This is a genomic window from Nonlabens dokdonensis, from assembly GCF_002162835.1.
GTDB lineage: Bacteria > Bacteroidota > Bacteroidia > Flavobacteriales > Flavobacteriaceae > Nonlabens > Nonlabens dokdonensis_B.
In genome coordinates this window covers 1-12,999 of the sequence record NZ_MAAX01000176.1, presented here as the reverse complement: position 1 = coordinate 12,999, position 12,999 = coordinate 1, and the positions used below count along the sequence as shown (strand labels likewise).

At 34.8% G+C, this 12,999-nt stretch carries 14 protein-coding genes; 7 read left to right on the top strand and 7 right to left on the bottom strand.

Annotated elements, in window-relative coordinates; genetic code table 11:
- Positions 1–66 precede the first annotated feature (66 nt).
- Positions 67–561 (top strand): SRPBCC family protein, encoded by a 495-nt coding sequence (locus tag A9Q93_RS11340; protein WP_303687521.1) that lies wholly within the window; start codon positions 67–69, stop codon positions 559–561.
- A gap of 73 nt (positions 562–634) precedes the next feature.
- Here the strand turns inward: A9Q93_RS11340 and yajC are convergent, their stop codons facing one another.
- The 4 genes from yajC to A9Q93_RS11320 form a co-directional block, all read right to left on the bottom strand.
- Entirely contained in the window at positions 635–937 is a 303-nt protein-coding gene (gene yajC, locus A9Q93_RS11335; protein ID WP_303687519.1) for a preprotein translocase subunit YajC, read from the bottom strand.
- A gap of 12 nt (positions 938–949) precedes the next feature.
- Positions 950–1,423 carry a DUF1573 domain-containing protein gene (locus A9Q93_RS11330; RefSeq protein ID WP_303687518.1) on the bottom strand — a complete coding sequence of 158 codons (474 nt, stop codon included), beginning with the start codon at positions 1,421–1,423 and terminating at the stop codon, positions 950–952.
- An 82-nt stretch (positions 1,424–1,505) separates the two neighbouring features.
- On the bottom strand, positions 1,506–2,441 hold the full coding sequence (locus A9Q93_RS11325) for a transcription antitermination protein NusB (RefSeq protein ID WP_303687517.1): 936 nt from the start codon (positions 2,439–2,441) through the stop codon (positions 1,506–1,508).
- 128 nt (positions 2,442–2,569) lie between these two features.
- Positions 2,570–3,676 (bottom strand): Glu/Leu/Phe/Val dehydrogenase, encoded by a 1,107-nt coding sequence (locus A9Q93_RS11320; RefSeq protein ID WP_303687516.1) that lies wholly within the window; start codon positions 3,674–3,676, stop codon positions 2,570–2,572.
- A 135-nt stretch (positions 3,677–3,811) separates the two neighbouring features.
- On the opposite strand from A9Q93_RS11320, the gene A9Q93_RS11315 reads away from it, so the two are divergent.
- The 3 genes from A9Q93_RS11315 (at position 3,812) to A9Q93_RS11305 (ending at position 8,752) form a co-directional block, all read left to right on the top strand.
- Positions 3,812–5,566, top strand: a complete 1,755-nt coding sequence (locus A9Q93_RS11315) for an ABC transporter ATP-binding protein (protein ID WP_303687515.1) — start codon at positions 3,812–3,814, stop codon at positions 5,564–5,566.
- A gap of 209 nt (positions 5,567–5,775) precedes the next feature.
- Positions 5,776–6,162 (top strand): PUR family DNA/RNA-binding protein, encoded by a 387-nt coding sequence (locus A9Q93_RS11310; protein ID WP_303687520.1) that lies wholly within the window; start codon positions 5,776–5,778, stop codon positions 6,160–6,162.
- Positions 6,163–6,241: 79 nt separating this feature from the next.
- Entirely contained in the window at positions 6,242–8,752 is a 2,511-nt protein-coding gene (locus tag A9Q93_RS11305) for a M14 family metallopeptidase (protein ID WP_303687514.1), read from the top strand.
- 89 nt (positions 8,753–8,841) lie between these two features.
- On the opposite strand, the gene A9Q93_RS11300 is transcribed toward A9Q93_RS11305, so the two are convergent.
- Entirely contained in the window at positions 8,842–9,174 is a 333-nt protein-coding gene (locus tag A9Q93_RS11300; RefSeq protein WP_303687513.1) for a tRNA-binding protein, read from the bottom strand.
- The gene (locus tag A9Q93_RS11295) at positions 9,174–9,473 is read right to left on the bottom strand and encodes a phosphoribosylpyrophosphate synthetase (RefSeq protein WP_303687512.1); all 300 of its coding nucleotides are present in this window, start codon (positions 9,471–9,473) and stop codon (positions 9,174–9,176) included. The genes A9Q93_RS11300 and A9Q93_RS11295 overlap by 1 nt, the downstream gene beginning before the upstream one ends.
- A gap of 212 nt (positions 9,474–9,685) precedes the next feature.
- Here A9Q93_RS11295 and A9Q93_RS11290 point away from each other — a divergent pair, with 212 nt between their 5' ends.
- Positions 9,686–10,240 carry a thioredoxin family protein gene (locus tag A9Q93_RS11290; protein WP_303687511.1) on the top strand — a complete coding sequence of 185 codons (555 nt, stop codon included), beginning with the start codon at positions 9,686–9,688 and terminating at the stop codon, positions 10,238–10,240.
- A 67-nt stretch (positions 10,241–10,307) separates the two neighbouring features.
- Here A9Q93_RS11290 and A9Q93_RS11285 read toward each other — a convergent pair whose 3' ends face one another.
- Positions 10,308–10,895 carry a hypothetical protein gene (locus A9Q93_RS11285; protein WP_303687510.1) on the bottom strand — a complete coding sequence of 196 codons (588 nt, stop codon included), beginning with the start codon at positions 10,893–10,895 and terminating at the stop codon, positions 10,308–10,310.
- A 423-nt stretch (positions 10,896–11,318) separates the two neighbouring features.
- Here A9Q93_RS11285 and lgt point away from each other — a divergent pair, with 423 nt between their 5' ends.
- Both lgt and A9Q93_RS11275 read left to right on the top strand, forming a co-directional pair.
- On the top strand, positions 11,319–12,266 hold the full coding sequence (lgt, locus tag A9Q93_RS11280) for a prolipoprotein diacylglyceryl transferase (RefSeq protein WP_303687509.1): 948 nt from the start codon (positions 11,319–11,321) through the stop codon (positions 12,264–12,266).
- Positions 12,259–12,732 carry a DUF192 domain-containing protein gene (locus A9Q93_RS11275; RefSeq protein WP_303687508.1) on the top strand — a complete coding sequence of 158 codons (474 nt, stop codon included), beginning with the start codon at positions 12,259–12,261 and terminating at the stop codon, positions 12,730–12,732. Before lgt ends, A9Q93_RS11275 begins: the two co-directional genes overlap by 8 nt.
- The last annotated feature ends 267 nt before the right edge of the window (positions 12,733–12,999 follow it).

The following is a 12,999-nucleotide window of genomic DNA, read 5'->3' as shown; positions in this document are numbered from 1 at the left end:
GCATTCTTAAGATCAAATCGTTGATCATGGAAGGAAAAGGATTGCATGATAAATACAAAAAGTAATATGCCTGTAATTCATTTAACCACAACGATAATCGCGCCCATAGAGCTAGTTTTTGATCTCGCACGTAGTATAGACCTGCATATTTTATCTCTTGAGCATACTAATGAAAAAGCAGTCGCTGGAAGAACTTCAGGATTAGTTCAAAAAAGAGAAACAGTTACCTGGCGAGCAAAACATCTAGGAGTTACCCAAGAGCTTACAAGTTTAATAACTGATGTGGAGCCTCATCATTATTTTGCTGATGAGTTAGTAAAAGGAGCTTTTAAGCACTTTAAACACGAGCATTTCTTTGAAAAACAAAAGGATGGTACGACTTTAATGAAAGACGTTTTTGATTATACCTCACCTTTAGGTATTTTAGGAAAACTAGCTGATGTCCTGTTCTTAGAAAAATACATGACTAGATTACTAGAACAAAGAAATCATACTTTAAAACAAGTCGCTGAAGATGGTAGATGGAAAGAGTTACCTGGTATGCAGAAGTCGTACATATAATATTTCAACAATACATCGTTTTATAAAAAAACCCTTGAATTCTCAAGGGTTTTATAATTGAATATTATAATTCTTACTTTTCTTTAGAAATTACACTCTCATTTAATTTCTTAGAAAGCTCTGCAGATATAGCGCTTCTTTCAAAGGTCATTTTACCTGCTCCTGTTTCAATCATTACTGTGCCTTTATCGGCATTGATTTGATTTACTTTACCATGAATACCACTTGTGGTAATCACTTTTGAGCCTACTTTAAGTGAGTCTGCAAATTCTTTTTCTTCCTTTCTCTTTTTTGCTTGTGGTCTCATTATTAAAAAATAAAAAACCGCAATAATTAAAAGGTAAGGAGCAAAATTTATTATCGTGTTAGTATCCATTAAGACTAGACCTTATGCGTTAGGCGCAGATGCCTTTGCTTTAGGAGTTACAAAACCTTTAATACGGATAGACTCTGTACCTGACTCTGTATTTGCCTTAATTGTAACTGTTTTAGTTTGCGCGTTAGGCTTACCGTTAGTATTAAATTTTACTAACATAGTTCCTTCACCACCTGGAGCGATAGGCTCTTTAGACCATGTAGGTACTGTACAACCACAAGAACCTTTTGCGTTAACTACGATTAAAGGAGCGCTACCAGTGTTTGTAAATTTATATTCATGCTCTACCACTGTACCTTCATCTACAGTTCCAAAGTCAAATTCAGTTTCTTGAAAAGTCATTTCTGGAAAGTTTCCAGCAACTTCTTTATTTGCAGCTGCTGCTGTCAAGTTTGCTTGATCAATTGTTGCAGATTCAGCCTTTTCATTACAGCTAGTAAGTGCCATTGTAGCTACTGCAGCTACCATTAAAACTAATTTTTTCATCTTCTTTTATTTTAAAATTACTTAAAAATTTGCGGCAAATATAATTAAAAACATCCGTAGAAACAACGCTCTTGCCTGTAGTCTATAGTAAACCTCTACCTATTTTATTAAGCTGATCGTTTTTCTCAAACTCCTTTAGTAAATTGTCTAGTATACCGTTAATGAAATTAGCACTTTTAGGAGTACTGTAATCTTTAGAAATCTCTAAGTATTCATTAAGTGTAACTCGTACTGGAATTTGAGGAAAGTATAAAAATTCTGCTTGAGCCATCATGATAAGTACTAGATCGATTTGAGCAATACGTTCTTTATCCCAGTTAGGCGTTTTGTGCTCTATTCTACCAGCAAGCTCGTCTAAATTAAGGATGGTTTTTCTAAAAAGGCTTAATGTGAATTTACCATCGTCATCATCTTTAAATAATGGTGGTAATGTAACGTCTTTGCTAGGCTTTACTTTACGTAAAAACTGAATGACTGTCGTGTTTATTAATGGATAATCATCAGTCCAAGTGATGTTTACATCTTCTAGATAATCTAAAAGCTCATCGCTAGGTGCGATAATATCTTCATAGATATTGGTTAAGAATTTTAAATCCTTTTTTAAAGATGGTTCTTCATCCATGGAGTAAACCACAAATGTTTTACTTTCTTGAATTTTATGATATAGATTCTCTACATACTTAGAATCTAAGTGCCATGGATTAAGATTGCGCTGTTGCAAAGCATCTTTAAGCGCCTGACTTTCTCTTAGTTTTAAAAGTATTTTATTATCTATTAAATGTCTAGAAGGATTATGCTCTACACTGCTAGAAATACGTTGTTGTTTTTTAGTATGCTTATCTACAGCGACCTCGTGTATTTTAACAAGTAATTGCACCATGTACAAAAACAATGTGTACGACTGTGTCATACTAGAATTAACAAACTTCTCCAGGTCTTTTAAATCATCTGGACGTTGTCGTTGAAAAGAAAAGACGGCCTGCATTACTTTAATGCGCAATTGTCTTCTGTTAAGCATAAGAACGATATTTTTTTACTTAGGCGGTGCTAGTTAATGTTTTTAGCTTTCGCGAAAGCGGAATTATAAAAATTTAAAACCTGGCTTTTAGTTCTAAAAACCAGGGCAAAAGTACTCTTTAAAATGGACTACTGTCCTAAACTTTCATGTTTTCTAGCCATGATACGAGCCTGAGCGATCTCTAGTGCTGCTTGATGTGTAGTAACACCAGACTCTTGAGCTCTATTTAATATCTCAATAGTAGTCGTATAGATATTCTCAGTTTTTCTCATGATCTCTGTACGATCATAGCCTTCTAATTCTGCATATACATTAATAATTCCACCTGCATTTATTAAGAAGTCTGGAGCATATACGATACCTTTATTTTGTAAAATAGCGCCGTGCTTCACCTCATCTGCAAGTTGATTATTTGCTGCGCCGGCAATTATAGAGGCTTCTAGTTTATGAATAGTACTATCATTAATAGTTGCTCCTAAGGCACAAGGTGCGTAGATATCCATTCTTTCAGAATAAAGATCATTACCACCGTAAATGGTAGCGCCGTATTTATCTCTAACTTCTTCTAGTCTGTCTTGATTGATATCTGCAATAATTACATCTGCTCCTTCTTGAGTAAGGTACTCTACTAGTGTTTCTCCTACGTGACCTATTCCTTCTACATAAACTCTTTTATCTTCAAGGACATCGCTACCATATTTAAATTGAGCTGCCGCTTTCATACCCATAAAGACTCCGTAGGCAGTTATAGGCGATGGATTTCCTGCTCCTCCTTTATCTGTAGATATTCCAGTTACATAAGGAGTTACTTCTCTTACAGTGTCCATATCTTCTGTATCCATCCCTACATCTTCGGCAGTGATGTAACGGCCACTAAGTGAGTGAACAAACTCACCGAATTTGCGCATTAATTCTGGTGTCTTTTGAGTTTTTGCGTCTCCTATAATAACGGCTTTTCCTCCACCTAAATTTAAACCAGTTATGGCACTTTTAAATGTCATACCACGTGATAGTCTCAACACATCGTTGAGAGCTGCCCACTCGTTTTCATATTGCCACATTCTTGTACCACCTAAGGCTGGACCTAAAACCGTATTGTGAATTCCAATAATGGCTTTCAATCCTGTATCTTTGTCATTGCAAAAAACAATTTGTTCATGATTATCAAAGGAAACCTGACCGAATACAGGATCTTGATTGATAAGCTGTTCTAAGGATTCAAATTCTTGAGACATAAATAGAAAATTATGAGCTTTTGTTAATTATTAAAAAGCGTGCAAAAATAACTTCATTTTAGGGATTTAACAATTTACCATGCTTAATTTCCCGTTTTGTTATTAAAATTATTTTTACTCGCAGTAAGATCATAAATGAAAGAACTTAAAAAGCTCAATAAACTCTTTGCTAAATACAAATGGCAACTTATAGGAGGCGTGATAGTAACAATCGTTTCTAGAGTTTTATCTCTTGTGTTACCTAAATATGTAGGTAAAATCATAAATCTATTAAATGATTACACAAATGCAAGTGAAACACAGCAAGAGGTAATAGGTGATCAACTTACCTTATACATCTTTTATATTATAGGAGCTACACTACTAGCCGCTGGTCTTACGTTTATAATGAGGCAACTTATCATAGTTGTATCAAGACACCTAGAATACGACCTAAAAAATATAGTCTATCAACAATACCAAAGGTTGTCTTTAGGTTTTTACAAACAAAACCGTACTGGAGATTTAATGAATCGCATAAGTGAAGATGTTTCTAAAGTGCGTATGTATATGGGACCTGCGATTATGTACAGTATTAATATGCTGACTCTTTTTGCAGTAGTAATTCCTGCGATGATCGATACCGCTCCTACTCTAGCGGTTTACACGATAATTCCCTTACCTATTTTATCTGTTGCTATATATGTAATAAGTCGTGAAATAAACAAGAGATCCACACTAGTTCAAGAATACTTATCTAATCTTAATACGATCTCGCAAGAATCATTTAGCGGTATATCAGTTATCAAGGCTTATAATCTCGCTCCACAAATGACTGTACAATTTACAGATGTGGCTAACGATAGTAAAGAAAAGAATATTGATCTAGCACGTATACAAGCCTTGTTTTTTCCATTAATGGTTTTACTTATAGGGTTAAGTAATATTATGGTCATTTATATAGGAGGGAAACAAGTAATTGATGGAGTGATAGATGTAGGAACTATTCCTGAATTCCTCATTTATGTAAATATGCTTACCTGGCCTGTAGCAATTGTAGGATGGGTCACAAACATGATCCAGCAAGCAGAAGCTTCTCAAAAGCGCATCAATGAATTTCTAGATATAGAACCTGCCATTCAAAATTTAAATGAGACTAGTGCAAATGTGAAAGGTAAAATCTCTTTTAACCACGTAAACTTTATCTATGAAGATACTAACATACATGCGTTAAAAGATGTCTCATTTGAAATAGAGGCTGGTAAAACACTAGCTATACTCGGTAAAACTGGTAGTGGTAAATCAACGATTCTAGAACTCATAGGTAGATTATATGATATTAAAGACGGCTCTCTTCAAATAGATGATATAGAGATTAAATCACTTAATCTAGACGACTTAAGAAGCGCTATAGGATATGTACCACAAGATGCTTTCTTATTTTCAGACACGATAGGCAACAACATCGCATTCGGTAAAAAAGACGCCTCACAGGAAGAAATTGAAGCTGCTGCAAAAAACGCTGTAGTTCATAAAAACATAACCAATTTTACTAAAGGTTATGAAACCGTATTAGGAGAACGAGGCATTACCTTAAGTGGCGGACAAAAACAGCGTGTTTCCATCGCAAGAGCCATCATTAAAAAACCGCAAATACTCCTTTTTGACGATTGTTTAAGTGCTGTTGACACAGAAACAGAAGAAAAAATCCTCAATAACCTCAAAAAAGTTACACAAGATACTACCACCATAATAGTAAGTCATCGTGTGAGCAGTGCAAAAAATGCAGATCAAATTATCGTTCTAGACGACGGTAATATTATAGAACGCGGAAATCATGAATCGCTATTGAAAGAAAACGGTTATTATGCAGAACTTTTTGCAAACCAGATGCTTGAAGAGGAAGAATAAATTATTACAACTTTTTAAATCTCTTGTTAATTATTAAAATATACTTTTATAAAAGACCATCTCGTAGCTCGTTATTGATCATAAAGTGACCTTCTTAATAAGCCAAACATACTCTCTTTAAGAAATAGCTTGTCATTTAAGGCCTCAATAAACTTTTCTATTTGGCTTTTTTTTCTATTTTTGATCGCAACTTAACTTTTAAAAAGAAAATGGGCGATAGAGATTACCAAGAACAAGAGGAGATATTTTCAAAAGTAGTACGTGCAGGAAGACGCACTTATTTCTTTGATGTAAGAGCTACAAAAGCAGATGATTATTACCTGACTATTACAGAGAGTAAGAAATTTACAAATGACGACGGCAGTTTTCACTTTAAAAAACACAAAATCTATCTGTATAAGGAAGATTTTCAAGAATTTGGTGACACATTAAAAGAAATTACTGATTTCATTATTAAAGAAAAAGGTGGCGAGGTTATTTCAGACCGTCATCAGTCTAATTATAAAAGAGATGATCAAGCCGCTCCAGCTGATAGCGATGCTGCAGAGCCTAATCATCCAGCGAGTTTTACAAACATTAATTTTGAAGACATATAAGCGTCTTAACACAAAATTTTCTTAAAGTCTTTCTAACCGAAAGGCTTTTTTTATTTTTAGAATTCTAGATAAACATTTCATGAAAAAATCAATACTTCTGTTGCTTGTTCTCGCTTTCGCGAAAGCGGTAACCGCACAAACCATCACAACACCTACATTAGGATACTATTTACCTGATAATGTAACCTACAACTCTGAAATTTCTACACCGCAAGAAGTACTGGGATATATTCCTGGAGAATGGCATGTTACTCATGACAAGCTTATCGAGTACATGCGCACGCTGGCAAGAGAATCTGATAGAATAAGCATTGAAAATCGAGGAACCACTTATGAAGGAAGACCTTTAGTTTTACTAACTATTACATCAGTAAATAACCATAAGAATCTAGATCAAATTCAAGCTGATCATCTTGCATTAACTGAAGGTAGCACTGCTTCTACTGCAAATATGCCTATAGTCGTTTATCAAGGTTTTTCTATTCATGGAAATGAGCCTAGTGGTTCTAATGCTGCCTTACTTCTCGCCTATCATCTAGCTGCCGGACAAGGACCAGAAGTAGAGCAATTACTTGACAACACGATTATATTATTTGACCCAAGTTTCAATCCAGATGGATTGCAACGATTTGCTGGTTGGGTAAATCAACATAAGAGTAAAAATGTAAATCCAGACTCCTACGACCGTGAGTATGACGAAGTATGGCCAGGTGGAAGAACAAATCACTACTGGTTTGATATGAATCGAGACTGGCTACCGGTTCAATTACCAGAATCCCAAGCTCGTATCGAGACGTTTCATAACTGGATGCCTAATATTTTAACAGACCATCATGAAATGGGAACTAATGCTACGTTCTTTTTCCAGCCTGGGATACCATCAAGAACGCACCCATTAACTCCTAAAATGAATCAGCAATTAACCAGAGAAATAGGAAATTATCACGCTGCAGAACTCGATAAAATAGGGTCACTTTACTATACAGAAGAAAGCTATGACGACTTTTATTATGGTAAAGGATCTACTTTTCCAGATATCAATGGTTCTATAGGAATCTTATTTGAGCAAGCAAGCTCTCGTGGTCATGCACAAAATTCTGACAATGGTATATTGACATTTCCATTTACCATACGCAATCAGTTTACAGCAGGAATAAGTACACTTAAAGCAGCCGCAGGAATGCGACAAGAGATTCTTGATTACCAAGGACAATTTTACAAAGACGCTAAAAAAGAAGCTACAAGTGGCGCTATTATCTTCGGTGATCATACCGATTCTGGAAGAACAGACGCACTGGCTGACATTCTATTGAGACATAAAATCGAAGTACGTTCCTTAAAAAATGATGTTACTAAAAACGGTAAGACTTATAAAAAAGACTATGCTTATATCGTTCCTAAAAATCAGAAAAACTCTAGATTAATCAACGCTATGTTTGAAAAGCGCACCACTTTTCAAGATAGCTTGTTTTATGATATAAGTGCCTGGACATTCCCACTAGCTTTTGACATGGATTATGATGAAGATGCTAGCTTGAGCGACGGTATTCCATTTGACAGATCCAAAAGATTAGATTCTCACTCGTCTACAGCATCGGACTATGCGTATTTAATGTCATGGAACGAGTACAAAACACCAATGATTTTAAACATCCTTTTAGAAGAAGGTATCAGAGCGAAAGTTGCTATGGAACAATTTACTATTGAAGGTAAAAAATATGACTATGGAACCATATTAATTCCAGTACAAAATCAAAATTGGGATGCGGGAGAGTTTGCAGACATTTTAGGTGATATTTATTTACATCATGGAGTTAAATTTCATGGCGTTTCTAGCGGACTTACCACAGGAATTGATCTTGGGTCTAGACAGTTTAGAGCATTGAAACAACCTAAAATCGCCTTACTTATAGGTGATGGAATCAATCCTTATGATGCTGGTGAGATCTGGCACTTACTCGATCAGCGTTATGATATAACGGTTACTAAAATCGACTTAAGTGACATCAATCGTAAAGATTTATCTCGTTATAATACGATTATTGTCCCTAACACGTACGGCAGTCCAGAAAACGAAGTAATAGACCAATTAAAAGAATGGACGAGATCTGGTGGAACGTTAATAGGATATAGAAGCGCGTTAAGATGGATGAGCAGTTCAAAATTACTGCCACTACAATTCAAAAAGACAGAAAATCCTTCAAAGGATATTTCTTTTGAGCAGCGTTCTGATTTTTATGGAGCTCAAAATATAGGTGGAGCCATATTTGAAACAAAACTAGATCGCTCCCATCCTATTGCTTTTGGTTTTAAAGATGACCAATTGCCTATGTTTAGAAACACGAGATTATTTGTTGAGCCTCATAAAGACTCTTTTAGAAATCCTATAAAATATACAGACAGCCCATTAATGAGTGGTTACATTTCAGATATTAATCTAGAGGCTTTGAAAAATACAGTCCCATTTCAACATAACAATTATGGACGTGGCGATGTGATAGGTTTTACAGATAATACGCAGTTTAGAGCCTTCTGGTATGGAACTAATAAGTTACTGATGAATGCCATTTTCTTTGCTGAAGAGATGTAACAGCTAGCTAAATTGAATCCATTAAAAAACTCCTTTAAACTGATTTTAAAGGAGTTTTAATTTATAAAGAATTCTGACTCTATAGGTTATTAACCTACGCGATCACCATTTTTCGCATGGGCGCTTGGTTGAAGTAATATCACATCGCTATCATCTCCTTCAACGCCTAGCACTAGACATTCACTCATAAAATTTGCTATTTGCTTTTTAGGAAAGTTAACAACCGCGATCACTTGCTTACCTACTAATTGCTTTTTTTCGTAACGCTTAGTAATTTGTGCACTTGTCTTTTTAATACCTAATGCTCCAAAGTCTATTTGAAGTTGATAAGATGGATTTCTTGCCTCTGGAAAATCGCTTACGGTTAGGACGGTACCTACTCGCATGTCAACTTTTTCAAAGTCCTTCCAGTTTATTTCCATTAGTGCATTTTAAGCTTCTCGATCATTTCTCGTGAGATCGCAACATCAGCACCATAAGCGTCTAGTAGTAAACCCTTATTTCCATCTTTACATTCTAGAGCATATAAAATCATGTTGTCGCCAGGATTTGTCATTCCTTCAAAACGGTAAAATTCTACAACCTCTATCTCACCAGCTTTCCATTCTTTCTTTAATTCTTTAGAATGCACGCCATCTTCTACTAGATCAAAGTCTATGGTATAGCCTTTCTTTTGTAAATCTTCAGTTGCTTCGGTTACGGTGTCGTATGCAGTTTTCATAGTTTTTATTTTAAATTTATAAAACATTGACTAATTCAAAGAAGCTTTAAAATAAGTTTAGCAACTTAAATTTAATTCTTGTTCTAAAAAAAGGTCTATAAGCTCACATATTTCTTCAAGTACAGTTTTGTTCTCGCTTTCGCGAAAGCGGAATAACCATCCATTACCGTAACAAATAAGCTACTTTTACTACCTATAAATAAAACAATTTCATGTCACTGACTCCATCTACTATGTTACCATTAGGAACAAAAGCACCAGATTTTTCTCTTATAGATACCGTGAGTGGAGAATTAATGCAGCTCAAAGAACTCAAAGGATCTAAAGGAACCGTTGTGATGTTTATATGTAACCATTGCCCTTTTGTACTGCATATTAATGAAGAGCTCGTGAGAATTGCAAACGATTATAGAGTTACAGGATTTCATTTTATTGCAATTTCTAGCAATGATGTTGAAAAATATCCTCAAGATAGTCCCGAAAAAATGAAACAGCATGCCGATGAGCAAAACTATCCTTTTCCTTATCTATATGATGCCACCCAAGAAGTAGCAAAAGCTTATGACGCTGCCTGTACTCCAGATTTATATCTTTTTGATACATCTTTAAAACTGGTTTATCGAGGGCAACTGGATGACTCGAGACCAGGTAACGGAATTCCATCAACGGGAAGGTCCTTAAGAGAAGCAATGGATGCGATTTTAGGTAATAAACAAGTTCCAGCATTACAGAAACCTAGCATAGGTTGTAATATCAAGTGGAAGTAGTTTTTAAAATTTAAAAAGGCTTGAAATCACATGATTTCAAGCCTTTTTTATTAAATAACGCAACTATCTAACGATCTGTGCCCGGATCTCTTGGGTCACGATCATTTGCTGTACATGATGACATGTCTAACTCTACGTAAGTAGCCCAACTACGTCCAGGGAAACCTATTCCTGCTCCCCAAGCTGTTTCATTCTGGCCAGAATTATTAGTAACGACTGCATGAGCAGCAAAGCATGTTTCTAATGGTAAGGTGCTAGCATCTGCAGTGTAAGTAACCACTGTTGTACCTGCACTATGATTTGCACTGTATTCAAAATGACCTACCTTAGGATTACCAGATCCTGTAGTAGGTATATCTCCAGTACAATTACCGATGGACATGTGTGTTTCTTCCATAGACCAGCCTCCATTAGTCGTATATACTATGGAGATATTAGATCCATCTAAGTAGACATCTACCGTACCGGCAACAATGTTTTGTCCAGCAATTAGATCTGTTGATTTACACGGTTCACCCAAGAATGAACCAGATTTAGTTACAAATTGTTCTGACGCAATCTGAAATTTAATATCGTTTTGAGTTTCAAAATCAGATTGGTCTTGAGTACAAGAAGTAATTACAAATAATAATAAAAGAGAGTACAAATGTTTCATAATTCAAAGTTTTGATTAAAAACTAAAATTACAATAGATCAGCACTTCAACTATAAATAAATTCTTTTAATCGATAAACTAAGTTAAATTTTAATAAATTAAAACGCTTCAACGTATTAAACAGTCTATTCGTCTAAAAGATTAGGAATGGATTCATACAAAATGATTATTAGATCAATAAATTATTTGACACTCAATTATATCAATTTTACTAATAATATTGAAATTCAAAACCATAGTCAAGTCTACCTTTTCTATTTCCTATTTATCTTATTGTTTATGAATTTATTCTCTCTATTCTTAAGTGATCAATATAATTTTAATACTCCAATTCATTTTAAACATTGAAATGTAAATCCCTACTTAAGACATATATTATGTAATATAGAAATAGTAATTTAGCAACTTAATAAAAACGAGTTTATGTTTTCACTTAAAGTGATCTGGAATCCGCTAGAAGGCCTTGACCTAGGTTTTTTTACCCTACATTTTTACAGTTTATCTTATGTAATCGCTTTTGTATTGGGCTGGTATATCATCAAACCTATATTTAAAAGAGATAATGTAAGTGTGGAGAAAATAGATCCACTATTTATGTACACGGTTATAGGATGCTTAGTAGGCGCACGTATAGGACATTACTTATTTTATGAAACTGCGGTATTATTTAATGATCCCTTACATGTATTTCTACCTTTTAGAACAGATCCATTTGAATGGACCGGTTTTGCTGGTATGGCAAGCCATGGAGCAGCAATAGGTATAATTATAGCTATGTTCTTTTATAGTCGTAAACATTTGCAAAAAAACATGTTATGGATCCTGGACCGTATCGTAATTCCTACTGCTATAGGAGGAACTTTTGTACGCTTAGGAAATTTAATGAATAGTGAGATTAATGGTAAGGCTACCGACTTCTTTGCTGGTTTTAAATTTGTGAGAGACTTAAGTGACGATAAAGTAGCAGCTGCGTTAAGCAAAGTAAAAATCTCAGGTACAGATAATAAAATAGACGCCCTTGTTAACGATCCTCAATATTCAGAATTACTTGCTACGATACCTTATAAACATCCTGCACAGTTGTATGAGGCAATTTGTTACGTAGGAGTTTTTGTTATTCTTTATCTAGTATACTGGAAAACAGAAAAGCGTCATAAATTAGGTTATTTACTCGGATTATTTTTTGTGTTACTTTTTACCGTGCGCTTATTTATTGAGATTATTAAGGAACCTCAAACTAAGACAGATGCTTTTGAGTTTGCTAGCTTACATTTTAATACGGGACAATTACTTAGTATTCCGTTTATTCTTCTAGGTTTGTTTTTAATGTTTAGACCAGAAGGAATGTTTGAAAAGAAATCCAATGCGTAACTTATTTACCGGACTTTTTTTAACCGCAATTGTTGCGAGCAGTTGTAAGCCTAATTTTGAAGAAGAAATGAAGTCTAAGGATTTCAGCTTTCAAAATGAGGCTACTGGTTATTTAATTTCTAAAGAAAAAGATACTTTAAAAAAGTTACAGCTAGAACTGGCAGATACAGATTACAAAGTTCATTTAGGTATGACTTACAAAGATGAGCTTCAAGAAGATCAAGGATTATTATTTGTTTTTGAAAAATCTGCACCGCGATATTTTTTCATGAAAAACACTCCTGTAGCATTAGACGTTGTTTTTGTGGATGAAAACTTAACTATAGACAGTTTTGTATCTAACGCGCAACCTCAAGACACAACTATTTCAAGAAGTAAAAAGCCAGTTCAATACATCCTTGACCTAAAGGCTGGAACAGCTGCTCAGCTAGGGCTTCAAGAAGGCGATACATTTGTGTGGCAATAAAAAATGTAATCAAATAGATGTTGAAATCGCGTTACGTGAATTTCAATAGAAAATCTCACAACTATCGCTCCTGTTTTGCGATCTACGCCAGTAAGCTTATTACCTAATAACTATAAGCTTTGACAATTAACCTAAGCTATTATTACCTAGTCAACAAGCACATACTTCAATAGATCAGCTTGAATACTTCTGGAAGCATTACTGTACTCCTAAATCAGGAAAAAGAAAATGCCACTCTTCATAAGTGGCATTTCCATAGTTTTTTAA